At 56.8% G+C, this 25,796-nt stretch carries 28 protein-coding genes; 18 read left to right on the top strand and 10 right to left on the bottom strand.

Going from position 1 to position 25,796, the window contains the following annotated elements; translation table 11 throughout:
• The first annotated feature begins 68 nt into the window (after nucleotides 1-68).
• Nucleotides 69-872 carry an ABC transporter permease gene (locus AC2FH8_RS15320; protein WP_496690154.1) on the top strand — a complete coding sequence of 268 codons (804 nt, stop codon included), beginning with the start codon at nucleotides 69-71 and terminating at the stop codon, nucleotides 870-872.
• On the opposite strand, the gene AC2FH8_RS15315 is transcribed toward AC2FH8_RS15320, so the two are convergent.
• A complete protein-coding gene (locus AC2FH8_RS15315; protein WP_496690153.1) occupies nucleotides 854-1,747 on the bottom strand; it encodes a DMT family transporter in 894 nt (297 codons plus the stop codon). The two genes, AC2FH8_RS15320 and AC2FH8_RS15315, sit on opposite strands and share 19 nt — an antisense overlap.
• A gap of 47 nt (nucleotides 1,748-1,794) precedes the next feature.
• Nucleotides 1,795-2,172: a MerR family transcriptional regulator gene (locus AC2FH8_RS15310; RefSeq protein WP_496690152.1), complete on the bottom strand. Its 378-nt coding sequence runs from the start codon at nucleotides 2,170-2,172 to the stop codon at nucleotides 1,795-1,797.
• A 61-nt stretch (nucleotides 2,173-2,233) separates the two neighbouring features.
• On the opposite strand from AC2FH8_RS15310, the gene AC2FH8_RS15305 reads away from it, so the two are divergent.
• The 6 genes from AC2FH8_RS15305 to AC2FH8_RS15280 all read left to right on the top strand — a co-directional run bounded on the left by AC2FH8_RS15305 (nucleotide 2,234) and on the right by AC2FH8_RS15280 (nucleotide 7,577).
• A complete protein-coding gene (locus tag AC2FH8_RS15305) occupies nucleotides 2,234-2,491 on the top strand; it encodes a zinc ribbon domain-containing protein (protein WP_142638066.1) in 258 nt (85 codons plus the stop codon).
• A gap of 239 nt (nucleotides 2,492-2,730) precedes the next feature.
• On the top strand, nucleotides 2,731-3,918 hold the full coding sequence (locus tag AC2FH8_RS15300; protein ID WP_496690151.1) for an aspartate aminotransferase family protein: 1,188 nt from the start codon (nucleotides 2,731-2,733) through the stop codon (nucleotides 3,916-3,918).
• A gap of 28 nt (nucleotides 3,919-3,946) precedes the next feature.
• The gene (gene argF, locus AC2FH8_RS15295) at nucleotides 3,947-4,873 is read left to right on the top strand and encodes an ornithine carbamoyltransferase (protein ID WP_271950442.1); all 927 of its coding nucleotides are present in this window, start codon (nucleotides 3,947-3,949) and stop codon (nucleotides 4,871-4,873) included.
• Nucleotides 4,874-4,930: 57 nt separating this feature from the next.
• On the top strand, nucleotides 4,931-5,272 hold the full coding sequence (locus AC2FH8_RS15290; protein WP_142638071.1) for a 5-carboxymethyl-2-hydroxymuconate Delta-isomerase: 342 nt from the start codon (nucleotides 4,931-4,933) through the stop codon (nucleotides 5,270-5,272).
• 309 nt (nucleotides 5,273-5,581) lie between these two features.
• Nucleotides 5,582-6,544 carry a pirin family protein gene (locus tag AC2FH8_RS15285; RefSeq protein WP_496690150.1) on the top strand — a complete coding sequence of 321 codons (963 nt, stop codon included), beginning with the start codon at nucleotides 5,582-5,584 and terminating at the stop codon, nucleotides 6,542-6,544.
• Between the two features lie 67 nt (nucleotides 6,545-6,611).
• Nucleotides 6,612-7,577, top strand: coding sequence for a 2-dehydropantoate 2-reductase (locus AC2FH8_RS15280; RefSeq protein ID WP_496690149.1), 966 nt, complete (start codon nucleotides 6,612-6,614; stop codon nucleotides 7,575-7,577).
• 4 nt (nucleotides 7,578-7,581) lie between these two features.
• Here the strand turns inward: AC2FH8_RS15280 and AC2FH8_RS15275 are convergent, their stop codons facing one another.
• The 3 genes from AC2FH8_RS15275 to hrpB all read right to left on the bottom strand — a co-directional run bounded on the left by AC2FH8_RS15275 (nucleotide 7,582) and on the right by hrpB (nucleotide 12,184).
• The gene (locus tag AC2FH8_RS15275) at nucleotides 7,582-9,060 is read right to left on the bottom strand and encodes an inorganic phosphate transporter (RefSeq protein ID WP_496690148.1); all 1,479 of its coding nucleotides are present in this window, start codon (nucleotides 9,058-9,060) and stop codon (nucleotides 7,582-7,584) included.
• 93 nt (nucleotides 9,061-9,153) lie between these two features.
• Nucleotides 9,154-9,612 (bottom strand): NUDIX hydrolase, encoded by a 459-nt coding sequence (locus AC2FH8_RS15270; protein WP_282027762.1) that lies wholly within the window; start codon nucleotides 9,610-9,612, stop codon nucleotides 9,154-9,156.
• Nucleotides 9,613-9,751: 139 nt separating this feature from the next.
• A complete protein-coding gene (gene hrpB, locus AC2FH8_RS15265) occupies nucleotides 9,752-12,184 on the bottom strand; it encodes an ATP-dependent helicase HrpB (RefSeq protein WP_496690147.1) in 2,433 nt (810 codons plus the stop codon).
• A gap of 153 nt (nucleotides 12,185-12,337) precedes the next feature.
• Between hrpB and meaB the strand changes: the two genes are divergently transcribed.
• From meaB to AC2FH8_RS15240, 5 genes are all read left to right on the top strand, one after another.
• Nucleotides 12,338-13,315, top strand: a complete 978-nt coding sequence (meaB, locus tag AC2FH8_RS15260) for a methylmalonyl Co-A mutase-associated GTPase MeaB (protein WP_142638208.1) — start codon at nucleotides 12,338-12,340, stop codon at nucleotides 13,313-13,315.
• A gap of 149 nt (nucleotides 13,316-13,464) precedes the next feature.
• Nucleotides 13,465-14,613 (top strand): Hint domain-containing protein, encoded by a 1,149-nt coding sequence (locus AC2FH8_RS15255; protein ID WP_496690146.1) that lies wholly within the window; start codon nucleotides 13,465-13,467, stop codon nucleotides 14,611-14,613.
• Between the two features lie 160 nt (nucleotides 14,614-14,773).
• Nucleotides 14,774-15,061, top strand: a complete 288-nt coding sequence (gene rpmB / locus AC2FH8_RS15250) for a 50S ribosomal protein L28 (protein ID WP_142638086.1) — start codon at nucleotides 14,774-14,776, stop codon at nucleotides 15,059-15,061.
• A 408-nt stretch (nucleotides 15,062-15,469) separates the two neighbouring features.
• The gene (locus AC2FH8_RS15245) at nucleotides 15,470-15,820 is read left to right on the top strand and encodes a hypothetical protein (RefSeq protein ID WP_142638088.1); all 351 of its coding nucleotides are present in this window, start codon (nucleotides 15,470-15,472) and stop codon (nucleotides 15,818-15,820) included.
• A 42-nt stretch (nucleotides 15,821-15,862) separates the two neighbouring features.
• Nucleotides 15,863-16,327: a copper chaperone PCu(A)C gene (locus AC2FH8_RS15240; protein ID WP_281995789.1), complete on the top strand. Its 465-nt coding sequence runs from the start codon at nucleotides 15,863-15,865 to the stop codon at nucleotides 16,325-16,327.
• Between the two features lie 81 nt (nucleotides 16,328-16,408).
• Here AC2FH8_RS15240 and AC2FH8_RS15235 read toward each other — a convergent pair whose 3' ends face one another.
• Both AC2FH8_RS15235 and AC2FH8_RS15230 read right to left on the bottom strand, forming a co-directional pair.
• Nucleotides 16,409-17,017, bottom strand: coding sequence for an HdeD family acid-resistance protein (locus AC2FH8_RS15235; protein ID WP_496690145.1), 609 nt, complete (start codon nucleotides 17,015-17,017; stop codon nucleotides 16,409-16,411).
• 54 nt (nucleotides 17,018-17,071) lie between these two features.
• Nucleotides 17,072-17,767 (bottom strand): NAD-dependent deacylase, encoded by a 696-nt coding sequence (locus AC2FH8_RS15230; protein ID WP_496690144.1) that lies wholly within the window; start codon nucleotides 17,765-17,767, stop codon nucleotides 17,072-17,074.
• Between the two features lie 28 nt (nucleotides 17,768-17,795).
• Between AC2FH8_RS15230 and AC2FH8_RS15225 the strand changes: the two genes are divergently transcribed.
• A complete protein-coding gene (locus AC2FH8_RS15225; protein ID WP_142638096.1) occupies nucleotides 17,796-18,239 on the top strand; it encodes a low molecular weight protein-tyrosine-phosphatase in 444 nt (147 codons plus the stop codon).
• Nucleotides 18,240-18,306: 67 nt separating this feature from the next.
• Here the strand turns inward: AC2FH8_RS15225 and AC2FH8_RS15220 are convergent, their stop codons facing one another.
• The 3 genes from AC2FH8_RS15220 to AC2FH8_RS15210 form a co-directional block, all read right to left on the bottom strand.
• Entirely contained in the window at nucleotides 18,307-19,233 is a 927-nt protein-coding gene (locus tag AC2FH8_RS15220) for a DMT family transporter (RefSeq protein ID WP_496690143.1), read from the bottom strand.
• A 159-nt stretch (nucleotides 19,234-19,392) separates the two neighbouring features.
• Nucleotides 19,393-20,334 (bottom strand): LysR family transcriptional regulator, encoded by a 942-nt coding sequence (locus tag AC2FH8_RS15215; protein ID WP_496690181.1) that lies wholly within the window; start codon nucleotides 20,332-20,334, stop codon nucleotides 19,393-19,395.
• A 66-nt stretch (nucleotides 20,335-20,400) separates the two neighbouring features.
• Nucleotides 20,401-20,712 (bottom strand): hypothetical protein, encoded by a 312-nt coding sequence (locus AC2FH8_RS15210; RefSeq protein WP_142638101.1) that lies wholly within the window; start codon nucleotides 20,710-20,712, stop codon nucleotides 20,401-20,403.
• 192 nt (nucleotides 20,713-20,904) lie between these two features.
• Between AC2FH8_RS15210 and AC2FH8_RS15205 the strand changes: the two genes are divergently transcribed.
• The 5 genes from AC2FH8_RS15205 to AC2FH8_RS15185 all read left to right on the top strand — a co-directional run bounded on the left by AC2FH8_RS15205 (nucleotide 20,905) and on the right by AC2FH8_RS15185 (nucleotide 25,715).
• On the top strand, nucleotides 20,905-21,918 hold the full coding sequence (locus AC2FH8_RS15205; RefSeq protein ID WP_496690142.1) for a hypothetical protein: 1,014 nt from the start codon (nucleotides 20,905-20,907) through the stop codon (nucleotides 21,916-21,918).
• 142 nt (nucleotides 21,919-22,060) lie between these two features.
• Entirely contained in the window at nucleotides 22,061-23,860 is a 1,800-nt protein-coding gene (gene lepA, locus AC2FH8_RS15200) for a translation elongation factor 4 (RefSeq protein WP_281973236.1), read from the top strand.
• Between the two features lie 72 nt (nucleotides 23,861-23,932).
• Nucleotides 23,933-24,814, top strand: a complete 882-nt coding sequence (locus AC2FH8_RS15195; protein WP_496690141.1) for a DUF2971 domain-containing protein — start codon at nucleotides 23,933-23,935, stop codon at nucleotides 24,812-24,814.
• Nucleotides 24,815-25,124: 310 nt separating this feature from the next.
• On the top strand, nucleotides 25,125-25,304 hold the full coding sequence (locus tag AC2FH8_RS15190) for a CTP synthetase (protein WP_142638109.1): 180 nt from the start codon (nucleotides 25,125-25,127) through the stop codon (nucleotides 25,302-25,304).
• Nucleotides 25,305-25,394: 90 nt separating this feature from the next.
• Nucleotides 25,395-25,715 carry a hypothetical protein gene (locus AC2FH8_RS15185; RefSeq protein WP_142638110.1) on the top strand — a complete coding sequence of 107 codons (321 nt, stop codon included), beginning with the start codon at nucleotides 25,395-25,397 and terminating at the stop codon, nucleotides 25,713-25,715.
• Nucleotides 25,716-25,796: the final 81 nt, after the last annotated feature.

The following is a 25,796-nucleotide window of genomic DNA, read 5'->3' as shown; positions in this document are numbered from 1 at the left end:
TCAGCCCCCTATTTTAAACACTGCGGTCCGAGTTACAAGCGGTCTTCGAATCAGGTAGAGGGCAGATCATGCAGAATCTCATGGATCAGGAGGCACGCCGCTTTGGTGCGGTGAACTGGATGGGTCTCTATACGCTGGCCCGGCGGGAAACTTTGCGGTTTATGGCGGTGTGGACGCAGACACTTTTGGCACCGCTGGTGACTGCGGGGCTGTTTCTGCTGATCTTCAACATCGCTATCGGGCCCAGCCGGTCTGATGTGATGGGCGTGCCATTTTTTATCTTTCTGGCGCCGGGCATCATGATGATGACGGTGATCCAGAATGCGTTTGCCAATACTTCGTCCTCGATGGTGATCTCGAAAGTACAGGGCAACATCGTCGATACCCTTATGCCGCCGCTTTCGCCGTTAGAGATTCTGCTGGGATACCTTGCGGGCGGCATTGCCCGTGGCTTTCTGATCGCTGTTGTCGTAGCAACCGCGCTGGCGCTGGTGCTGGGTATTGTCCCGCAGAACCCACTGATCGCCATGATCTTTGTAGTGCTGGGAGGGGCCTTTATGGGCGCGCTGGGCCTTTTTGCCGGGATATTCGCCAATAAGTTCGACCAGATGGCTGCGATTACCAACTTCATCGTCACGCCTTTGGCGTTTCTTTCTGGAACCTTTTACTCGGTCGAGGCATTGCCGCCGGTTTTGTACCGGCTAAGCCACGCCAACCCGGTTTTCTATCTGATCGACGGGCTGCGCTATGGTATGATTGGGGTTTCGGACAGCTCGCCCTACCTTGGGATGTTGATCTGCACGGCTGCAACACTGGTGGTCGGTGCACTGACCTGGCAGATGCTGCGAACGGGCTATCGGCTCAAGGCCTGACGGTGCCGCGCCTCGCGCCACACAAGAATCAGCCCTCCGGCCAAGATGATGGCAGATCCAATTAGGCTGACCGCGTCGGGGACCACATCGAATATCGCAAAATCATATAGCGCAGCGAACAGCAGTGTCGCATAGCTTATCGGCGCTACGAAAGACGCATCTGCCCGCGCCATGCCGTTAACGAAACAGGCCTGTGCGCAAGCCATCAATGCGCCGATCCCCGCAAGGGCTGCCCATTGCGCTGGGTTGGGCATCTGAAACACGAAACTCACCGCGACTGATGCGATGGTCAGGCCCATCGCGTTGTTCACCAATAGAATTTGGATCGGGCTCTCTCGCCCTGACAGCTTTTTGATAAAGATCAGCTCCATCCCGATGACGACCGCCGCCGCCAGCGCCAGTAACGCCGCAGGTTGGAAGCTCGCAGGTGTCGGGCGCAGCAGAACCATTGCCCCGATCAGGGCCACCGCCGCCGCCAGCCAGCGCCAGGGACCGACGCCTTCTTTCAGCAAGGGAATGGCCAGAACCATCGCAAAGACCGGGTTCAAGAACGAAATCGCCGTCGCATCCGCCATCGGTATGAACGCGACCGATGCAAACATCAGCGTGATTCCCAGCCAGCCAAAGCTTGTCCTACCGATATGCAGCCCCCAATGGGGCCGCCGCAGTTTAGGGCGCATGATGCCCACTGCCGAAACGATGACCAGGAAGGCGAATAGAAACCGCCCGTGGCTGATCTGCATTGGATGCAAAGGAGCACCTAGCGTATCTGTCCCCAAAGCTTTGGCCAGCAGGGTGGTTGCCGCAAGGAATGCACTGGCGACAAAAATCAACAGTGCCGCAAGGGGCGGGTTATGCGCTTTGGGAACGAACATGCGTAAGCGGTGATGTACGGGTGGACGAAAGGCAAGAGGTAAAACGGTCAGGGCTGTCCCGACGGTGTAGCAAGAGCCTGTTTGGCCTGTCGCAAGCTGTCCAGAAAACGATTTGCGCGCTCGATCCGCGCCTCAACCTCTTCGATCCGTTCCTGAAGAAATGCTACGCCGTCAAAGCTTTCGGGATCAGCCGCACCAAGTTGCCCCAGCAGGGTTGCAAGTTGCGCGATACTGATCCCCGCCGCCTGTGCATCGCCGATCTGTTCCAGCGTGATCAGCGTGTCATCCGGATAGTCGCGATAGCTGTTTGTCGCTTCTGGCCCGGGGCGCGAGGCAATCAATCCGTGCCGTTCGTAAAACCGCAATGTGTCGCGGGGCAGCCCGCTTCGGCGGGACAGTTCTCCGATACGCATCTGTAAAACCATTGACTATACTCTATGGTTTTGATCTTATGGCCCGTGGTCAAAGCCTGCAAGGGGAAAGATGATGGGATCCAAATGTCAAAGCTGCGGCATGCCTCTTAGCAAGGATACCGAAGGGGGAGGCAGCGAAGCGGACGGAACCCGCAGCACACGGTATTGTTCACTCTGTTACGCTGACGGTGCGTTTCGACATCCCGATGCCTCGTTCGAGGAATTTCAGTCCCATTGTCTGGATGCGCTGGTGAACAAGGGCATGCCCCGCATTCTGGCCTGGGCTTTTACGCGCGGTATGGGTCGATTAGACCGCTGGAGCGAAGGCTGATACGGGGGTTGCAGCGTTACAGCAACAAAGCCCTTTTCATCGCAAATCTTCGGCGCTATACGGCATCCATGATCAAACACGCTGATATCCTGCGACTTCGACGCCGACGCTTTGCCGCGTAACCGGCCCGTTTGATCCTTTTGCGCTGCCCAAATCGGCGCATCTCCCACCAAATCAGTTGACGAACATGGCCCTCGTGTATCACTCACGGGGCTCAACATATCGAAAAGGATGATCCGATGATCCCGTCCGTTCTGCCGACCTATAATCGTGCGCCCCTGACCTTTGTGAAGGGCGAAGGCGCTTGGCTGACCGAGGCGGATGGCCGACGTTTTCTGGATATGGGTGCGGGGATTGCTGTGAATGCACTGGGCCATGCGCATCCGGCGCTGGTGAACGCGCTGACGGAACAGGCCCACGCGCTGTGGCATGTGTCGAACCTTTATAACATCCCTCAGCAGCAGCAGCTGGCTGATAAGCTGGTTGAACATACCTTTGCTGACACGGTGTTCTTTACCAATTCAGGCACGGAAGCTTGCGAGCTGGCTGTGAAAATGGCACGCAAATATTTCTACGATAAAGATCAGCCCGAACGGGTCGACATCATCACCTTTGACGGTTCGTTTCACGGTCGGTCTTCGGCAGGTATCGCCGCTGCGGGGTCCGAGAAGATGACCAAAGGCTTTGGCCCGCTGCTGCCCGGCTTTGTACACCTGACATTTGGTGATCTTGACGGCGTCACCAATGCGATCTCGGACAAGACCGCGGCGATCTTGATCGAACCCATTCAGGGCGAGGGCGGTATTCGCCCCGTCCCTGATGCCGAACTCAAAGCGCTGCGTCAGATCTGCGACGACAACGGCCTGTTGCTGATCCTCGACGAGGTCCAATGCGGCGTTGGGCGTACCGGTAAACTTTTTGCCCATGAATGGGCGGGCATCACGCCTGACATCATGATGGTCGCCAAGGGCATCGGTGGAGGGTTCCCTCTGGGTGCGGTGCTGGCCACCGAAGACGCGGCCAGCGGCATGACGGCAGGTACGCACGGGTCGACCTATGGCGGAAACCCTCTCGGTTGCGCGGTGGGCTGCGCGGTGATCGACCAGGTTGCAACCCCCGCCTTTCTGGACGGGGTCAATCGCAAGGCGGGCATGTTGCGCCAGAAGCTCGAAGGATTGATTGCAAATCATCCGGACGTGTTCGAAGAGGTGCGCGGCGCAGGGCTCATGCTGGGTCTGAAATGCAAGGCGACCAACTTGGACGTGGTGAATGCGGGATATGATAACGGCCTCATCACCGTTCCCGCCGCTGACAATGTGATCCGCCTATTGCCGCCTTTGACCCTGACAGAGGACGACATTGCACAGGCGGTTATTCGTCTGGAGAAAACGGCCGCGCAGGTCGATAGCAATCTGGCGTCTGCCTGAGCCCACCCGATTAGAAAAGCGAAACGACATGAAGCACTTCCTCGACATTCACAAAACCAATGCCGCCGCTTTGCGGGGCATGATCGACCAGGCTGCTGCCATGAAGCAGGCGCGTCTGGGGCAGCCAAAGGCGGCACCGGATGACGAATTGGCACTCAAAGACCGCATGGTCGCCCTGATCTTTGAAAAACCGTCAACCCGGACGCGCGTGTCCTTTGATGTGGGCGTGCGCCAGATGGGTGGTCAGACGATGGTCCTTTCGGGCAAGGACATGCAGTTGGGCCACGGCGAAACCATCGCTGACACCGCCCGCGTGCTGTCGCGCTATGTCGATATGATCATGATCCGGACATTTGACGAAACCATCCTAACCGAAATGGCGGAATACTCGGACGTGCCGGTGATCAACGGCCTGACCGATCGCACCCATCCTTGCCAAATCATGGCCGATGTTCTGACGTTCGAAGAGCACCGAGGCCCGATCGCTGGGAAGAAAGTCGTTTGGACTGGCGATGGTAACAATGTGTGTGCCTCGTTCCTTCACGCGGCGGGCCAGTTCGGGTTTGATCTGACTTTTACGGGCCCGGCGCAATTCGACCCCGAAGAGGATTTCATGGGTTTTGCCCGTCAAAAAGGGTCCAAGATTGTTGTAGAACGGGACCCCTACAAGGCTGTAGATGGGGCCGATCTAGTTGTCGCCGATACCTGGGTTTCGATGCACGACTCTCAATCCGCGAAAGAACGGCGCCATAACCTGCTGCGTCCTTATCAGGTAAACGCCGAATTGATGGCCCATGCCAAACCCGATGCGCTGTTCATGCATTGCCTTCCTGCGCACCGCGAAGAAGAAGCGACATCCGATGTCATGGATGGGCCGAACTCGGTCATTTTTGACGAGGCCGAAAACCGACTGCACGCCCAGAAGGCCGTTATGCGTTGGTGTCTGGGTGTCTGAACACATGAAAATGGCAAGAGAGAGCCGCGTGCTCTCTCATGATTTCCGGAGTGCACAATGCCCCATTTAGTCCTCGAATTCTCTCAGGGCCTTGAAGAGAAACATGATTTCCATGCGGTCTGCGAGAAGTTGTTTGCGGTGCTTTCTGAACATGCTGAGTTTGATGCACCGGCCCTTAAGATCCGTGCCAATCCGGTCACCTATTTTCGGATCGGGACCGAACCGCAGACCTTTGTCCATGCGACGCTTTTATTGATGCAGGGCCGGGATGAGGCCACGCGAGCTGAACTGAACGCTACCGTTTTGGATGTTCTGACTGTTGCCATGCCCGAGGTTGGCAGCATCACGGTGCAAGAGGTCGAACTGAACCGTGCGTCTTATGCCAAACGCCTGGCGTGATTGTGTTTGGCAATTTGTCTATCTGAAGCACGGCGACTGACACATTCTTTGGCCGCAAGCAACATTCCTTTGCAGGGCAGCAAAAATGCCCTGCATTCCCCGTCAAACAGGTGATCGGATAGCGAGCTGTTTGGATGGTTCTTTTCTCAGGTGGAACTCCTGTTAGAATTGTTATGTAATAACATTAATGATATGTCATAACGGACAAAAATCCACCGGAGTTGTGCATTTATTGAGGTTTCTTTCAGGTGCAGCGGCCTGCATCTTGCAGGGGCGAACCGTTGCCTGCCGAAAAAGGGAGAAACTGGAATGAGCTGGAACCCGTCTCACAACCCCGATCGTTTGACTGAGAACCCGTTTTTAGAGGCACTGATCATTCCTCGTGCACGTGATCTGGGTGGGTTCGAGGTGCGCCGCGCGCTACCCTCGGTCAAACGACAGCTTGTTGGCCCGTTCATTTTCTTTGACCAGGTCGGCCCTGCAGAATTCATCACAGAAGGCGGTATAGACGTTCGGCCACACCCTCATATCGGGTTGGGCACGGTCACCTACCTGTATAAAGGGGAATTTGAGCATCGTGATAGCTTGGGCACCCATCAGATGATCTATCCCGGTGAGGTCAACTGGATGATTGCAGGACGTGGCGTGACCCATTCTGAACGCACCAGCAAGGAAACGCGCAGCAAAAGACACAGTCTTTTTGGCATTCAGACCTGGATCGCGCTGCCAGAGGAACAGGAAGATATTGCACCGGACTTCGAACATCATAAACAATCTGCGCTGCCCCATATTCAGGATTCTGGGGTCAGCGCTCGTCTTATCCTTGGCTCGGCTTATGGTGAAAGCAGCCCGGTCACGACACTGTCTGAAACCTTCTATCTGGACGTGCAGCTTGCCCCTGGGGCCTCTTTTCCTTTGCCTGATGATCAAGAAGACCGCGGTGTTTATGTGACGGAAGGAACGGTTGAGATCGCCGGGGATCAGTTCACCCAAGGTCGTATGATGGTGTTTCGGCCAAGGGATCGCCTTTCCGTTCAGGCAGGGCCGCAAGGTGCGCGGCTAATGTTGCTTGGAGGTGCGACGTTGAACGAGGATCGTTATATCTGGTGGAACTTCGTGTCGTCCTCAAAGGAAAAGATAGAAGCAGCCACCCGCGAATGGAAAACGGCGGACTGGGCCAAAGGGGCTTTTCAACTGCCTCCGGGGGACGATCAAGACTTCATCCCGATTTCAGAAGACCTTGAACGCACCCGTCCGAGGCGCGCGCGCTGACCTGGCGTCAGTTGGCCTTGTCTGACAGGCGGATCGCGGCAATCTTTGACCGAAGGGGAGGGGCGTCATGAGGATCGCAATCGCGGGGGCGGGCAGCATTGGATGTTACTGCGGGGCTTTGCTGGCCCGATCCGGTCACGATGTCACCCTGTTGGGGCGGGCACGAATCCTCGACCCGATCCGGGATAAGGGGCTGATGGTCACAGATTTTTCAGGCCTGCGGTGTCATGTGACCAACCTGTCCCTGACCGAAGATCCGGCGGAACTGAGTGATGCTGAAATAGTCATTGTCACGGTAAAGACCGGCGCGACGGAAGAGATGGCGAAGGATATCGGGAAACACGCTCCAGACGCTGTGATCCTCTCCTGGCAAAATGGGCTGGAAAACGCAGGCACCTTACGTACGATGCTTCCGCACCACGATGTCCGCGCCGGTATGGTGCCGTTCAACGTCGTACCAACAGATACTGGCGGATTTCATCGCGCGACTTCTGGTGAAATCGTTATCCAATCCGGCCTCGGCGATTTGGGCGCAAAACTGACTGGCCCCGACCTACCGGTGTCAGAGAGTGACCAGATCGAAGCCGTCCAATGGGGCAAGCTGGTGATCAATCTCAATAACGCGCTGAATGCGTTGTCCGGATTGACGTTGAAACAGCAGTTGCTGGACCGCAACTGGCGCCAACTGATGGCGGATCAGATGTCCGAGGCTCTGACCGTGCTGCACTCCGCCGGTCAACCGATTGTGTCAATGACGCCGCTGCCCGCATGGATGACACCGTATATCCTGCGCCTGCCGACGCCCTTGTTTTCGCGGGTTGCCTCCCGGATGTTGACCATTGACCCCTCGGCGCGCACCTCTATGGCCTATGACCTGTTGGCAGGGCGCCCAACGGAAATCGACAGTCTGCAAGGCGAGATCATCCGTTTGGGCGAGCGGCAAGGCATTGCGACCCCAATCTGCGCGCAGGTTCGCGAAAAGATTGCACAGAACCCAAAATCCCCGCTTACTCCCGAGCAAATCCGAATCTGATGGGCTAGAGAAAAGCCGTCAGTGCCCAGAAGATAGCGGCTGATAACACTGCGGTAGCGGGGACCGTTATGATCCAGGCAGCCACGATCGTCATGAAATGCGAGCGACGGACGAGTTTCCGGCGTTTTTTCTCTTCCTGTGCCTGGCGCCGCTCGGGCAGTCGTTGGTGGTTCGCGTTCTTTCTGCGCCGCTCGGCATGCCATTCGCGATAGAAGCCCACTCCGAAGACCGCTCCCACTGCGATATGGGTGGAACTGACGGGCAGGCCCAGCCAACTGGCCAGGATCACAGTGATCGCCGCAGAAAGGGCGACACAGAATGCGCGCATTGGGTTGAGCTTGGTGATCTGACTGCCGACCATCCTGATCAATTTTGGGCCAAACAGGAACAGCCCAAAGGAAATTCCCAGCGCTCCGATCACCATCACCCAGGTTGGAATTGCGACTTGTGCAGCGAAATCCCCGAACTGCGCCGTATGCACGATTGCCGCCAACGGACCAACCGCATTTGCCACGTCATTGGCGCCGTGGGCAAAGCTAAGAAATGTTGCTGAAATAATAAGTGGTAGCCCAAACAGCGTTTTCAGAGACTTCGTTCTGTTTTCTAGTCCTTCTGATCTGCGATGCACCCAAGGGACTGTCACCAGCCATGTCAGAAATCCGGTGGCCAGACCGAACAGCAAAGCGACTTCAAGCTCAACTTTGACCAGCTTGTTCAGGCCTTTGACGGCCAAATAGGTGGTAAAGGCACCAGCCATGACAGCAACGAGTATCGGCACCCAACGGCGAGCAGCGGCGATCTTGTCGTCTTGATACTGAATTTTGGCATTGATCAAAGCCAGAAAGCCAGCGGCAATAGTTCCACCTAACACAGGAGAGATGATCCAACTGGCGGCAATGGCGCTCATCGTGGTCCAACTGACCGCGCTTAGGCCAGCTGCTGCGATGCCCGCCCCCATGACGCCCCCTACCACCGAATGTGTGGTCGAAACAGGCGCGCCGACCCAGGTGGCCAAGTTGACCCACATGGCCGAAGATATCAGAGCCGCCATCATCGCCCAGATAAAGACGGTGCTGTCGTGAACCGATGCCGGGTCTATAATCCCTTTCGAAATCGTCGACACGACATCCCCACCTGCCAGCAAGGCCCCCGCGCTTTCTGCGATGGCGGCGATGACGATTGCGCCGGTCATGGTCAGCGCGTTGGCCCCGACAGCGGGGCCCATGTTATTGGCAACGTCATTTGCGCCGATATTGATGGCCATATAGGCCCCAAAACCCGCTGCTGCGACAACGATCAACCCGCCATCAGCCCGCCCAAAAATCACTGCGGCCGTCAGCCCGGCCAGCGCAATAAAGGCGAAGGCGATACCCGGCGCCAGCATGGGGCGTGCCACATGGGCATTGGCATACTCAACGCGCGAGATGCGCGCCAGATCGCTGTCCAGCGATTGCCAACGGGGTTTGGAGCTTGGGTTCGACATCAGGCTATTGCGGGCGGTTTCCAAAAGAACACCCGCGGCTATACGGTTTAGCTCAGACGAGCAACCGTGGCGTCATCACTTTTTGTGGAGGTGTCACAGCTGCAGCAGCAAAGCGCGCAGTTCTGGTTCCTGAACACGTCCGGCCGCTATCACGGGCGAAACCCACTCGCGGGTCCTTTCCTCGGCCTCGGGGTAGATATCGGCCAGTTCCTGCACTTCGATCCGATAGACATTGGTCACCACAGTCTGGCTGGCCCCGTCTTTCAGGATCTTGTCATAAGTATATTGCCCAACTGGGTCTTTGGATAGGGATTGGGCGCGCACGCCGGCTTCTTCCCAGGCCTCTTGCCGGGCAGCCTCGGCGCCATCCAGGCCATCAATCGGCCAACCTTTGGGGATGATCCAGCGTCCGGTGTCCCGGCTGGTGATCAAAAGAACCTGCAGCCCGTCCTGCGTTTCGCGGGTGCACAAGGCGCCAAACTGCACCCGATGGGGGCGCAGGAACAGAGGCCGGGCGACCTCTTCCCAAATATTTCGCAGCCATTTTGTCATGTTTGTCGTTCGCGAACCCGGGTTTTACCTGAACAGCCCACATAGCAATGAAACAGATAATCTTCAATGAACGCCCGGAATCACCATGCTTTCCGCATCTTCACACCAAGAATTTTCGACGAAAATTCCAGACGCCCGCCTAATTACGACGTTTTGCGCGCAAGGTGGGGTCGGCCTTGGTCGGATCTTCGGGCCAAGGGTGTCTGGGATATTGCGCGCGCATGTCTTTGCGCACATCCGCGTATGATCCAGCCCAGAAACCGGGCAGGTCGCGCGTGATCTGGATGGGTCGTTGGGCCGGTGAAAGAAGCGTGATCTTGAGGGCCTCACCGCCAATGACCGGATGGCGCGTGACGCCAAACAGTTCCTGCAGCCGCACCGAGATTTCCGGTACTGCACCGCCATAATCTATCGGCACCTTTCGCCCCAGAGGAGTTTCAAACGACCCTGGAGCGCGCCGGTCCAGTTCCTGCGTCTGGGCCCAGTCCAGTCGGGCGCGCAACGCTGGCAAAAGGTCGAAACGTTTCCAGTCTTCAGCATTGCGGACGCCGGAAAGCATCGGCAACAGCCAGTCTTGCAGCGTGTCGGTCAACCCCTCGATCGAGAAATCAGGCAGCTCTGCGCCTTCGGTCCGGACCAGTTCCACCCGTGCCGCCAATCGCGCAGCGGCCCCGTTCAAACGCAGGCCAAGATCACGGACGCCATCCAGCATCGCCAATGCAACTGCTTCGTCCGGAACCTCTTTCCAAACACGATCACTCAACGTGATTGCGCCGAGCCGTTCTTGTTTGCGCGCAACGACACGGCGGTCACGTTTTGACCAGTCGCAGACCTCGATCCAGGTGATCTGATCCTCGAACAAGTCACGAATTTCCTTTTCCGAGATCTGTGCGGCCATGCGCACCTTTGCTTCGCGGGGGTTGCCATCGGTATCGGTCACAACCAGGTAAGGCGCGGCAGCCAGCGTATCGCTGCCATCCAGCACAACACCCTTCCCTCCTGACAACACATAACGCGGCTCATCCCCTTTGCGCCGTTGTCCAATGCGATCGGGATAGGCGAGTGCGGCTGTTGCCGCTGGGCTGAAGTCGGATGGGGTGCCTTTGGATCGCAGTCGCTTGGCCTCGGTCTTTATCCGTTCCAACGCACCAATGTTGACCTGCCAGACACGGTTACACTGAAAGGCGCGCACATCCCGTATGGCTTCGAGCCGGAGCAGCATATCCACCGGCGCACCGCGCAGAGGGTCGCGTTCGGCCATCAGGGCGGCCAAAGGCGCAGCGCCGGGGCCTGCCTGTTCCAGCATATGCCCCAGTCGCGGGTGCAGAGGTAACGCAGCCAGTGACCGCCCGTGGTCGGTGATCCGCCCCTTTCCATCCAGCGCGCCCAGCATTGTCAGCAACGTGCGGGCCTCTGCCATCGTGCCCTCGGGTGGAGGGGTCAGGAAAGACAGTTCTTCGGGGTCCGCCCCCCAAAGTGCCAGTTCCAGCGCCAGGCCGGTCAGGTCGGTTGCCTCGATCTCGGCCGGGGGATAGGCGGCCAGCGCGCCTTCTTCGCCCTTCGACCATAAGCGATAGCACTTGCCTTCGGCGACACGACCAGCGCGGCCAGCGCGCTGCGTTGCCTCGGCGCGCGTCACCCGCTCGGTCACTAGTCTGGACATACCCGAACCCGGATCGAAACGCGCCCGCCGAGCCTGTCCCATGTCCAAGACCACGCGAATGTCTGGAATGGTCAACGAGGTTTCGGCAATGGACGTAGCCAAAACCACTTTGCGACCGGTTTCGACCGGTGCAATCGCTTGGCGCTGGGCAGCAAAAGGCATCGCGCCGAATAGTGGTCGCACCGTAGCTTTGCTGGATAACCGGCCAGCCAAGGCGGCCTCTGCCCGGCGGATTTCGCCTTCTCCGGGCAGGAACACCAACATCCCACCTTCTGTTTCGCGCTCGGCCTGAACCACAAGATCGACCAATGCGTCCAGCTTTCGCGCCTGATGTCCTAGCGGTCGGTCCAGCCAACGTGTTTCGACCGGGTAGCTGCGCCCTTGGGACGTAACAACGGGGGCCTCCATCAACCGTCCCACAGGCTCAGCGTCTAGCGTTGCCGACATTGCCAGCAGGATCAGATCGTCCCGCAATGCCCCGGCGACCTCAAGGCACAAGGCCAGGCCGAGATCCGCGCTCAGGGAACGTTCATGGAATTCATCGAAAATCACCGCACTAATGCCGGGCAGATCGGGTTTGACTTGCAGCATCCGGGTCAGGATACCTTCGGTGACGACCTCGATCCGGGTCGATTTCGATACCTTCGCCTCGCCTCGCACGCGATAACCAACTGTGTCGCCCACGCGCTGTCCCAGCGTATCGGCCATGCGCTCAGCAGCAGCCCGGGCCGCCAGGCGGCGTGGTTCCAGCATCACGATCTTGCCATCGCATAGCCCCGCCTCGAGTATCGCCAGCGGCACTCGTGTTGTTTTCCCCGCGCCCGGAGGTGCCTGCAGCACTGCGCGGCCCAAAGCCTTTAGGGCGGCAAGAAGGTCAGGAATGGCGTCGTCGATGGGCAGGCGTATCATGCGGGCTTTATCCGCCAACGGTACGACAAGGTCCAGTTCCGTCTCTTATGCCCGGAAAGCGTATATCCCAGAGGTAAATTCTTGTGCGCTCTGGTCTGGACAAACCCCTCATTGGGACGGCAACTAGAACTGCCGCAACTGATTGGGGGCGAAATGGAACTGGACAGCCTGAGTGACAGGATTTTGAACGGAGACCGGCGCGCGCTGGCCCGTGGCATCACGCTGGTGGAAAGCGGTCGCGCCGATCATCGTGCGCAGGCGACGGAACTGCTGACCAGATTGACCAAAGAGGGCCGCCAGGCCCTGCGGATCGGATTGTCAGGGACGCCCGGCGTCGGCAAGTCCACGTTCATCGAGAGCTTTGGCATGATGCTGACAGGGCAGGGGCTGCGCGTTGCGGTTCTTGCGGTTGATCCCAGCTCGACTCGGTCGGGCGGGTCCATTCTGGGGGACAAGACCCGGATGGAACGCCTGAGCCGCGAGAAAAACGCCTTTATCCGTCCATCACCCAGCCAGTCGCACCTGGGCGGTGTTGCCCGCCGCACACGTGAGGCCATCGCTTTATGTGAGGCCGCAGGGTTCGATGTTGTTTTGATCGAAACGGTTGGTGTCGGGCAATCCGAGACGGTTGTCTCCGAGTTGTCGGATCTGTTTATGCTGTTGCTTGCCCCGGCGGGCGGTGACGAACTGCAAGGCGTCAAGCGCGGTATCATGGAAATGGCCGACATGATCTTGGTCAACAAGGCGGATGGTGACCTGAAATCTGCCGCCACTCGCACCTGCGCCGACTATTCCGGGGCGCTGCGTCTGTTGCGTAAACGACCCCAGGACCCGGAAGGGTTTCCCAAGGCGATGACTGTCTCAGCGGTCGAGGAACATGGGCTGGCTCAAGCCTGGGAGGAGATGCAGTCCCTCAGCAAATGGCGCCGTGAAAATGGCCACTGGGAGGTCAACCGCGCCACGCAAGCACAATATTGGTTCGAACAAGAGGTTCGGTCTGCCCTTCTGGCACGCCTGGCGACTCCACAAGCGCGCTCGGAAATGGAGCGTCTGGGCTCGCAGGTCAGCACTGGTCAGCTCAGTCCTTCGGTTGCGGCGGAACATATGTTGTCTGCTTTAGTCGCTGGCTAAGGGCTTATTCAAGCCTTTGATCTCATTCTCTTTCTGATTTCGGATCGGTGGGTTATCGCCCATAGGTTGCAAGTTGACCCAAATTTGATGCAAACTCAGGTTAAGGCCGCGCATCTGTCGCCAGGCCGGATATGCGGGAACCGTCAGCTATGCCCGATATTACTGGGACCAACGGCAACGACGATATCGACGTTAACAATGACACGGGGACGCTGAACGGTTCACCGGCTGGAACTCCGATTGATAATATCCGCGGCCGGGGTGGCGACGATGACGTCGACATCAATAACAGCACGATTACCGGGAATGTCATCGGCAATGCCGGCTCTGACACGATCACCGTCACCAGCAGCACCATTGGTGGCAGGATTGCCAGCGGGTCGGATGATGATACTGTCGATATCAGTGGCTCGAGTGTTGGAAACATCCGGCTGGGGAGCGGCAACGATACCCTGAATTTCACCAGCACCAGCGTCAGTGGCGATTTGCAGGGTGGCGGCGGAACCGACACGTTGAACTTGCCTGTGGGTACCGTCATCACCGATACCAATTTTGGCGTCATTAACGTCGTAGATGGCGTAGGCTATACCCTGTCCAGCGGGACATTCACCCTACCATCCGGTATCACGGTCACATATTCTGCCTTTGAGAACGGAAGTGGCGTTCCTTGTTTTACCCGTGACACGCACATCCTGACGAAGGACGGCATGAAAGCAATCCAAGCGCTGCGGATCGGGGACATGGTCCCGACCATGGGGTGCGACCCTCAGCCTATACGCTGGATCGGTCGTCGACAGTTTGACCGCGCCGCCTTGCTGGAAAATCCCCGGCTCTTGCCGGTACGAATCCTTGCAGGTGCGTTGGGCGAGGGGTTGCCGCATCGCGATCTTCTGGTCTCACGCCAGCACAGGATGCTGGTGCAGTCCAGAATCGCGGAACGCATGTTCGGTACCACCGAAGTTTTGATTCCGGCGATCAAACTGACCGCACTGCCGGGAATCTATATCGATGAGGCCGTGCAATCGGTTGAGTATTTTCACCTGCTATTTGATCGCCATCATGTCATCTTTGCCGAAGATGCCCCAACCGAAAGCCTGTTCACCGGAGTCGAGGCCCTGAAATCCCTCGGATCGGAGGCGCGGCAAGAAATTTTCGAAATCTTTCCGGAACTGATCGAAAACCATGGTGAAAATCCGGCCCGGTTCATTCCATGTGGACGTCAACAATCCCATCTGATCCAGCGGCATTTGAAGAACAACAAACCCTTGCTGCAACGCAATGGCGCCTACGTCTTATAGAGTTTAAGATGGGTGCAAAGATTTCGCACGGCCCGTCTTGACCCTTCCTGTGATTCCCACTAAACGCATCCAACCAGTTTTCGGGCGCGACTTCGGGTTGCGCCCCTTGTGATTTGGCCACGGGTCCTGTACCCAGCCCGCAGATACAAAGGAAGAAACCATGTCGCGCCGTTGCGAACTGACCGGAAAAGGCCCGATGACTGGCAACAATGTCAGCCACGCCAAAAACAGAACTCGTCGTCGTTTTCTGCCCAACCTGAACGACGTAACCCTGCAGTCGGAAACCCTGGGTCGTGGCGTCAAGCTGCGTATCTCGGCCGCTGCCCTGCGTTCAGTTGACCACCGTGGTGGTCTGGATGCGTTCCTGGCCAAAGCCAAGGATGACGAGCTGTCCACCAACGCACTGAAAGTGAAAAAAGAAATCGCCAAGGCTCAAGCTGCGGTCTAAGCGTTCTTTTTCACCAAAGATTTCGACCCTGTACCCGAACGGTGCAGGGTCTTTTCTTTTGCCTGATTGAGTTTAGACGATTTCGCCGTCAGAGCGTGATCTTGTTCACATACAGTGTTCTGATGTTTGAATATGTTTGTTCATATTCTATTGGCGGAGTTCGATCTCATGTCTTTCAAATCCTTTGATTCCCTCTCCCTGTTGGCGGCCTTTTTTGGCAAGACATTTGGGACATGTGTGCGGATGCAGCGTCAGGTGAACAGGTTGCATACCAGCCTGACAAAAGGGTCTGTCAAACGTCCCGGAATGGACAACTGACCTCGTACTGACCAAAAATGACCCGAGGGCTTCTGGCGCATTCGATTGTGCTTGAAGCCCTTTTTGTCTCGGGCGTATACCGAAGGCAGGATGAAACACTTTCGGAACAGATTTCTATCATTTGCCCTGTCGCTGCTGGTCATTCTGACTGGTCAGGGGGTGGCTGCGTCGCGTGGCGTTGATACTGCAGTCGGGCAGATGGTGCTGTGTACTGGTGTTGGTCCTGTTGTGATCTATATGGATGCGGAGGGGCAACCGGCGAAGCCCCCGCATTTCTGCCCCGACTATGCGCTGACGTTACTGGGTGCTATTGCCGTCGTTTCACATGTGCTGCCCGATGCACCAAGTTATGCCGGGCCATTTTTAGAGCGCGGCGACAGGAGCCTAATAGCAGCGCCCGTTCCGTTTCAGCCCGCCCGCGCGCCACCTGCAAGAGCCTGATTAAATTTAACTTTTTCAGGCACTTGACATAGGAGAGGCGCAATGTCCCTCACTTCCAAACTTTTGGCAACCCTGGCTGCGGCCGCATTTGCCACCACTGCAATGGCGCAGGAAACCATCACACTAGAAGATGCCTATGCGCGCTCCGCCGGCAAAACGGCGAAAGCGGGCGCGGCCTTTATGGTGATTCAGAACACGGGCGAGGCGGATGACCGTCTTGTTCGTGCGGAATCGGAGGCGGCTGCACGGATTGAGCTGCACACGCATCTGATCGATGCCAATGGCGTGGCGCAGATGACCCATGTCGAAGAGGGGTTCGTCATCCCTGCCGGTGGTGCGCATGCGCTCAAGCGCGGGGGCGATCACGTGATGTTCATGGGATTGGTTGCCCCGTTTGAACATGGTGCAACTGTGCCTGTGACGCTGGTTTTTGAAAAGGCCGGTGAAGTTGAGATCGACGTGCCGGTTGATCTGGAACGAAAAGACATGGGCGCCCACTCGAACTAAGGTCACGTCAACCTTCAAGCCGCTATGCGGCCGTCATCCAAGCGTCAGGCCGGGCTTTGCCCGGCCTGTTTGCCTATCGCTTCAACGGTTAACAACCCGCATCGAAACGCGGTCATGCGCCCGTTTGAAGCGCATTGCCAGAAAGAACATCACGGCGGCGAAAGCCAGAGCGGAAAAGGCAATGGCCCACCCCAGTGCGACCATGCCACTGCCGGGCCAGAACAACAGCACCAACCCAATGATCAGCGCAATGATCCCCGAGTTTCGCACCATCACGGCATCCGGGTTGTTGCTGGGTATCTGCCGCCATGCCAGCAACGAACCGATGCCGACGATCAGCGCCCAAGCACCCAGCAGGAAAAACGTCAGCCGCGCAACACCCTCGGGCCAGATCAACAGGACAAGCCCAATCAATAGAGCCCCGATGCCGACGCCGCCGATCAATCCGCGCCGTCCAAAGCCCAGTAGGGTCAGGCCGCCATCTAGAACCAAAAGCAGGCCGACCAGTCGCAACAGCAAAGAGATACTGCCCGTTGGCCAAAACAGCGCGGCGATCCCCAATGCTCCGGCCAGACATCCGCGCAACAGGAAGGTCCACCACAGATTTGCAAGTTGGTCGCCAAATGTATCGCGGCCCTCCATACTGGAATCGTCCAGGATTTCTTCGCGCGTGTGGTGGGGGTCGGTCATGGGAGCCTCTTATTTCGATTGTCGTATCAATAATTTTGGTGCCGGTCTGGCGGGCTAAGATTCGCGCAGCAGCTTTTGAACCCAGCGTGGCACGGTTTCGGATGCAGGGCCAAGTATCACCTGATCGAAACTCGAGGCGCCGGATGACGGATCTAGGTTCAACTCGACGGTTCGTGCGCCTGACATTGTCGCCTCGTGCACAAATGCTGCGGCGGGGTAGACCTGACCCGAGGTGCCGATTGAAGTGAAGATTGCAGCATTGGCCAGGTGATCGTAGATCAGGTCCATAAAATAGGGCATCTCACCGAACCATACAACATCGGGTCGGGCGGTTGGGCCACCGCAGGCGGGGCAGGGTTCACCCACCGACATCTCGGGCGGGGCGACCCAGCGGTGATCGCAGGTGGTGCATAAGGCCCCAGCGAGGGTGCCGTGCATATGGATCACATTCTCGGATCCTGCGGCTTCGTGGAGGCCGTCGACATTCTGGGTCACGATGATAACCTTGCCGGGCCAGTTGCGTTGCAGATGGGTCAGCGCGGTATGGGCCGGATTGGGTTGCGCCTGTGCGGCCTGCACACGGCGCGCGTTGTAGAACTTGTGCACCACCGCCGGATTGCGGGCAAAGCCTTCGGGCGTGGCGACATCCTCGATCCTGTGCTGCGCCCACAGACCTCCTTCGTCGCGGAATGTGCCCAGCCCGCTTTCGGCGGAAATCCCGGCACCGGTCAGAATGACGATCTTTTCCATTTCCGCCTCACGCGTTACACCCGGTTGTATGACACACCGTATCCTTTTCGTCTGTTTGGGCAATATCTGCCGGTCTCCGGCCGCCGAAGGTGCCTTTCGCGCCCGTGCGCCGCATCATGCCACCGACAGCGCCGGAACCTCTGGCTGGCACATCGGAGACCCGCCTTATGGCCCAATGCAGCAGGCTGCTCATGCCCGTAGTATCGACATCAGCGATCTGCGCGCGCGCAAATTCGTGGCCGAAGATTTTGACCGCTTTGACCTGATCATCGGAATGGATGCAGAGAACCTTACCAATATCGAAAACTTGCGTCCCCGTGGCAACAAAACTCCGGTTCGCTTGCTGACTGATTTCGCTACTGAGACAGGCGCGGATCATGTGCCCGATCCGTATTACACCCGTGATTTCGAGGGCACGCTGGATTTGATCGAAAAGGCCGTCGCAGGTCTTGACGCACATCTGAGGGCTTAGTTGTAGATGCTCTGATGTCTTCGACATTCAGGTGTAAAATCAATCGACGCCTGCATCGGGGCCAAGCTCACCTGTTTGGTTCTTTCGCAATCACAGTGGATAAGGTACGTGTCGTCCGGCTTCTGGTGATCGCAATCGCACCCAAAACCAAAGCGCAGGCTACGGCCTGTGGTGTTGTGATTGCTTCGCCAAAGGCAAGAAAGCCCACAGCAAACATTGTCGGCAATTCAATGCTGCCGACGACCGCAGTTTGAGAAGCGCCGATCAACGGCGAGCAGATCGTATAAATGAGCTGTGGCACAAGCGCTGTGACCAGGCCAATTCCGACGATCAAAATCCAGTCGGATTGCCCCAGCGGGAGCAACTTGGCAACATCGGCGTTCAACATCAGCGGCAACAGCCCGAGAACCGATCCCAAGGAAACCGAAGCAATGCGCGCAAGCGGTGCGATGCGGGACAACCTGTGAACCAAGACACATATGCCGAAGCCGAACCCGATTGGCGCTGCTAGCGACATCAGAAGCGTTGGTATGTGCTGTATCGGAACGGATGCGGGCGATCCTGCAATGAGTGCCGCCAACGTAATGAGGCCCGAGGCGAACAATGCGCGCCTTGTGGGTGTATCGGCGAACAAAGTCCAGGCAATGATCAGCGTGAAAACCGGATAGGTCATATAGAGAACGCCCACAGTCGATGCGGGTAATGTCTCCAGCGCCGTCACATATCCAATCCATCCAAGGCCCATTACCGCGCCTGCCGAAAGCCCCCAAGCAATCTCGCGCCAAGCGTTTCGGTGTATTATAAGAACAGGCAGCAGCAGAATTGCCGTAACGATGTAGCGATAGAACGCGACGGCATAAGGCGCGACGCCTTGCTCGGTCAGCCCTCGGCTAAAATAAGGAACCAGCCCGAAACAAATTGAGGCGAAAAGAACGCCGGCAACCGCAATCGGATAGGGAATAGTTGGTCTGGTCTGTGTTGATATCGTTGCCATTCCAATTTGCTATCACAGGTTTGCGACTGCTGTAGCAGAGATTCGTCGAGCGGTTGCTTCGGTTCGCAAAGCTAACCCTAGTTCAGTTCTGTATGAAGATGGTGGCAGAAACACACGGCGCGTTGGTAAATATGCTTCCAATATCTGCGGTACCCTACACTAACTCATCACCTTCAACTGCCCGCCCAGCCACGGCACCTGCGCGACTGCCGGATCAACAATCTGGCTCCGCATCAGCCGTCGGATCATGTCTGCAACCTCTTTGGGTACTTGGTCCGACCAGTCAGAGCGGGTGAACAGCGAAATTGTGCGGGCGAAGTCACCGAACGGGACCGGATGCGCCTCCATCCCGTCATGAAACCGCGTCGCACGCATATATCCCAGTGGTGTTGTGATCGCCCAGCCAAGCCCCTGTGCGACCATTGCCATCAGCGCCAGGTGCGAGCCGATTTCAAACCGTTCCTCGAACTCCATTTGCTGGCGCGCCAGATGCGCCTCGATCTGGCGACTGATCAGCTGATCTCGGGCGTATCGCAGAAAGGGCAGGTCCTGTATTGAATTCCCCTTACCCTTTGGGGTCACCAGAATGAAAGGGTCCTGAACCAGAGGGTATTCAATCACACCCTTCAGGACCTCTCCGGAATGCGCGGATACAGCCATATGCAGCCTCTGCGCCTCCAGCTCGGCGAACAGGTTTAGGCTGGGCAACGTGATCAGTTTGAATTTCGACCGGGTTAGGCTGTCGGCGAGCAAAGTCGCCAGCCGCGGGGTCAGATCGTTGTCGAAATCGTCAATCAAACCGATGGAGAGGGTGGTCAGATGCCCCAGATCCATCACGGTCAGTTCGCTTTGGGCCATTTGCAGTTCGGCCAGCACGACCTCGGCCCGCGCCAGAAAGCTGCGGCCGGCTTGCGTTAAACGCATTGGTCGTCGCCCGTGATCGACCAGATCAGTGCCCAATGCCTTTTCCAGATTGCGCAACTGCTGAGAAACCGAAGGCTGGCTGAGCCCCGTGATCTCGGCGGCCAGTGCCACCGATCCTGTCCGCGCCAAAGCCTCGAACACCTCAAGGCCCCGCAGGGTCAGCCCTTTCATTACCATCTGATACACCTTTCGCTGCGCCATATCTGAGGTGCAGTGCGCATCAGGTCAAGCAGCGTGACCGGCTTAGTTGCAGATTGCCTGCGCCATCTGGCCAAAGTTCTTATACCGATCCCACAGCGCATCATCGCGCGAAGTCTGCGACATCTTCAACTCCTGCGCCTGATGGGGGTCGGTGAACCACTTGGCGACGGTCTTCTGATCACCACGCGTCAACGCCTGATCCGCGACGCGCTGAATGCAGCTGCACCGCGCCCGCGTTGCCGCCGACCGGTCCGACGCCAGACACGCCCGTTTGATCTGCGCAGCCTCGCTCGGTGCCGGAGCCATCGCCGTCAACGATGCCGCGCAGAATGCGATTAAGAGGAACTGTTTCATGCTCTTGCCTCGTTTTTGCCTGCCCGGACGGGTCTGATGCCCCTCTCGGTCTGTGGCGGAGTATGAATCAAACGGGGGGAGGGATCAATTGTTTTGACAGGCAAATCAAACGGTGTTGATTTGACGAGGGCACAACTACGCACTGAGGTGCGTCGGAAATGAATAAAAGCAGCTTATTCAAGGAGCAATTTTGTGGTTTCGATCAAAACGTTTTTCTTCTCGATCGCAGTCTGTTTGTCTCCGATAGCAGCTTTGTCAGATTCTGGTTCTCTGCAAGGCGAAGACGTGCCGGAATTCAACGAGGCGGTTCAAGCATGGTTGGATGGCGATGATTTGGTCGCATTGCAAAATCTGGCTGGACAGGCGCAACAAGGCAATACTGCGGCGCAAATCTTGCTGGCGAGTATAGCAAGCGGCAGCAAATACCACTCTCATGTTACTACAGATATGGAGCGCAAGGAGCGCATTGCTTTGTTGCGCAAACCCGGCGGTCTGTCTGGTAAATCTTGGCTGACCGAAGCACAGAACTCAGAGGCCTTAGCCCTGGCGCTTCTTCAAGCGTCCAAGATAGGAGAGAAGGCTCCGGCAATTGCAACGCTCATAGAGTTGGGCGAGCCGCAGACAGCAATAATTGCTGCGCAATCTATGCTGTTAAATGGTGAGGCTGAAGAACTTGTTTCTGTCTTGCAGGGTCTGGATGACAAACTTCCCGAAGAGGCTGATGTATTATTGGCATGGGCGCTTTTTCAAGCTTCACAAGGCTCAGACAGCCCATATGCAGGATCGGCTCGTGTTCCTAGAACTTTGACTGGTAATGAGCATTTCCGACTGTCTGAGTTTGCTTGGGGCCATCTCTCGCCACGCGCACTGGTCGAAGATGGCGAAGCGCGTGAAGCGGCAATTAAACACAGCGGCAATATCCGAGCTTGGACGCCGGTTCGAAATTTCTGTGAAGATCAATGCCCGGACTCTATTTCGGAATGTACTGCAACCGGCGGAAGTTACCTTACGACGCCATTGTCACCGCGCAGCCCGTTGGAAAGTGTAATTTCGAACGAAGTTTATTGGGCCAGTAAGCGTGTCACCGGCGATCTTGCTAGGTCCACTTGGGAAATCATCGTGGAGGCTGAGAGTGATGCCAAGGTTCCCGACGCATGTTTCATACGAAGTATGAAAGAACTGCAGCTAGTCGAAGGTCATGGGTAGGAGCGTTAGGTAAGATTTAGCGGGCCCAAGATGGAGCATACTGATGTATTTGCGCCTTAGCTGTTCTCTGTTTCAAATTTGATCGCCGCTGTTGTTTCAGCAGCCATTGACCAAACCTCAAAATCTATACATATCCCAATCCATGACAGACCTCGCTCATATCCGCAATTTCTCCATCGTCGCGCATATCGACCATGGCAAATCCACCCTTGCTGACCGGCTCATCCAAGAGACCGGTACGGTCAAGGATCGTGACATGAAGGAACAGCTGCTCGACAGCATGGATATCGAGCGCGAGCGCGGCATCACCATCAAGGCCAACACGGTCCGCATCGATTATACCGCCGACAATGGCGAGAAATACGTGCTGAACCTGATCGACACTCCCGGCCACGTGGACTTTGCCTATGAGGTCAGCCGGTCGATGCGCGCGGTCGAAGGCTCTCTGCTGGTTGTGGACTCGACCCAAGGGGTCGAGGCGCAGACGCTGGCGAACGTGTATCAAGCCATCGACGCTGACCACGACATCGTGCCGGTGCTGAACAAGATCGACCTGCCTGCGTCCGATTGTGACCGCGTGGCCGAACAGATCGAGGATGTGATCGGCATCGACGCGTCCGAGGCGATTCAGGTCAGCGCCAAGACCGGGCAGGGCATCCATGAGACGTTGGAGGCCATTGTCACCCATCTGCCGGCCCCCAAGGGTAATCTGGATGCACCGCTCAAGGCGATGCTGGTCGATAGCTGGTACGACGCCTATCTCGGCGTCATCGTTCTGGTCCGCATCATGGACGGCACCCTGAAAAAGGGCATGCGGGTCAAGTTCATGTCGAACAACACCCTGCACCATGTCGACCGCGTCGGCGTCTTCCGGCCTGAGATGGAGATGGTGGACAGCCTCGGTCCCGGCGAAATCGGCTTTCTCACCGCCTCGATCAAACAGGTCCGCGACACGCGCGTTGGTGACACGATCACCAATGACCGCAATGGCGCAGAAATCGCGCTGGACGGCTTTAAACCCGCGCAACCGGTGGTGTTCTGTGGCCTCTTCCCCGTCGACAGTTCCGAATTCGAAGACCTGCGCGACGCGATCGACAAGCTGGCGCTGAATGACGCCAGCTTCAGCTTTGAAATGGAAACCTCGGCAGCACTTGGCTTTGGCTTCCGCTGCGGCTTCCTGGGCCTGCTGCACCTTGAGGTCATTCGCGACCGGATTGAGCGCGAATATGATATCGAGCTGATCACCACCGCGCCCTCGGTGATCTATCACGTCTTCATGAAAGACGGCGAGATGATCGAGCTGCACAACCCCGCCGACATGCCCGACCCGTCAAAGGTCGACCATATCGAAGAGCCGCGCATCAAGGCGACCATCCTTGTGCCGGATGAATTCCTGGGCGACGTACTGAAACTGTGCCAGGACCGCCGCGGCATCCAGATGGACCTGACCTATGCGGGCTCGCGCGCGATGGTCGTCTATGACCTGCCGCTGAATGAGGTCGTCTTTGACTTCTACGACCGCCTGAAATCGGTGACCAAGGGCTATGCCTCGTTTGATTATCAGATGACCGGCTATACCGAGGACGCGCTGGTCAAGATGTCGGTGCTGGTGAATGATGAACCGGTCGATGCGCTGTCGACCATGGTTCACCGTGACCGGGCCGAGATGCGGGGCCGGGCGATGTGCGAGAAGCTCAAAGACCTTATCCCGCGCCACATGTTCAAAATCCCGATCCAGGCCGCAATCGGAGGTAAGGTCATCGCCCGCGAGACCCTCTCGGCCCTGCGCAAGGACGTGACCGCCAAATGTTACGGAGGCGACGCTACGCGGAAACGCAAACTGCTGGACAAGCAGAAGGCAGGTAAGAAAAAGATGCGTCAGTTCGGGAAAGTGGATATTCCGCAGGAGGCATTTATCTCAGCGTTGAAGATGGACAGCTAAAAGCTGCCTAATTTTACTTCTGTTAACGCCTTTGGATGCAAAGTTGGTATCCAAGAAGCACGAAGCGTTCCGATGGCATTTTTAGAATACGATCCAAACAGTACTTTGTATCACTACACGTCCGCCTTGGGTTTCAAAGGCATATTAGAGACTAAATCTCTTTGGTTTTCAGATTTGACTACAACCAACGATCCCAGGGAAATAAATCTAGGCAGGGAACTGCTTCTATCTTCAATTCAAAGTCTTGGGGAAATGATGCCACCCGAGACACGAAACACATTTATTGTTGAGCTCGCCTCAAAGCTTGAATACTACTTTGAGCGACGCGGTATTATGTCCTGTTCGTTTTCACACTACGGTGACTCGCTTCCAATGTGGCGAGAGTACGCTTCGAATTCGGAAGGCCTGAGCATTGGGTTTAGGCCAACGGCAATCAAAGACATGCCGATTAGAATTCAAAAGGTTGAGTACTTGAAAGAAGTTTCAGAGACGGAATTTCTTGGACTACTTATTCGGTTATTGGCTGGAATGGTAGATAATGCGCAAAGACTTGGTTTTGCAGAGTGGTTGAACGTTACAGTTCCACTAGTTTCTGCCGTGGTTTCTACAAAACACGCTTCTTGGGAATACGAAGGAGAAGTTCGTGGGACCCACGCTGCTGTAGAGATAGACGGGCCGGGATACATAAATGGCGTTCGAATACCAAGCTATGAATATCCAGACGGGAACGAAGTCTGCTTTGAGCTCAAGAGCCGTGGTGACAATGGGCGAATAAAATTCATTCCCCTTCCGTTTGGGAAGTACAGCAAGGGATCACACGATTCGAGAAAGGCGATCTCGGAAGTTATCATTGGCCCTAAGAGCGATCTTTCTTTGGAAGAAGTTGAAAACCAGTTGGTGCGGGCAGGGTTTGAGAGTTTTGAGGTTAAAAACTCTGATTGCCTGCTTAGGTAGCCTATATTTAGTGATCGTCCGAATAAGGTAACGCTCCTTGCCAGCGATACATTTGGTTTTGCGGAGTTTACCCTTAGTCGAACCACCCGCCCGGCAGCACCGCCGGGCCGCGCCGACCCGCCTCCGTTAAACCGAGGTTTGCCTCCGGCAAAACGGGCGGCGCGTTTTCGTTTCGGTGCTCCGCCCGTTCCCGGCTGAATTCGACCACTGGACGAATTCCAAGACGCCTCTCACTCTGACCCAGATCAAAGACCGCATGCGCTCTCAATCCTAGGATCCGCGGAAGTTGAATCCCTGATATGAGGCCCCCATGCTTCCCCTAATGCTGATCGTACATATCTTCCTTGGCTCTACCTTTGCCGGGTCCGCTGTGATTGCGGTTCTGTCGATGGGGTATACGACGCTATACCCTATCCTGATCGCTGCCGGAGCTGGCTTTATTGCGGCGTTTCCGGTTTCGTATCTGGTGACCCGAAAGATCGCGGGATAAGGCCTGTTCGACCCATTGTGACCAACCTCACAGCCGCATCCCGGCTGGCCTGCTAAAGTTTACCTTGCGGAACCCTAGCAGGAGGCGCAGATGTCCACGTCCATGATCCCATTCATTGCCCTCGGGTCAGCGGGTCTCTATTCCGTTGCCATGGTCGCGATGAAGTTCTGGTGGAAAATCCCTGGCCTGGGGCTTGGTCTGCTGATCGTCGCGACCCTGCTGGCCGGGGCGACGCTCGAACTCGCCGCGCTGCGCGACGAACGGTTGGGCATAATCTATACTGGCATTCTGGGGGCCGAGGTTGTTCTCATCGCCATCGCCTCATTCTTTCTGTTTGGTGAAAACTTCTCGCATCGCGAAGTGTTTGGCATTTCCCTGGTCGTGATCGGCACCGCGCTGGCCTGGGCCTAAGCGCGACAAACTGGTTAGGCTTTTTTAAAGCCTTCATGAAGCTTCCTTAAGGTAAGTTGCAACCAGCCCTCAGCCACCCAA

It is taken from the genome of Ruegeria sp. CDSC025 (assembly GCF_059610805.1).
The sequence above is the reverse complement of the archived record's forward strand: the minus strand, read 5'-3'. Positions and strand labels throughout refer to the sequence as shown.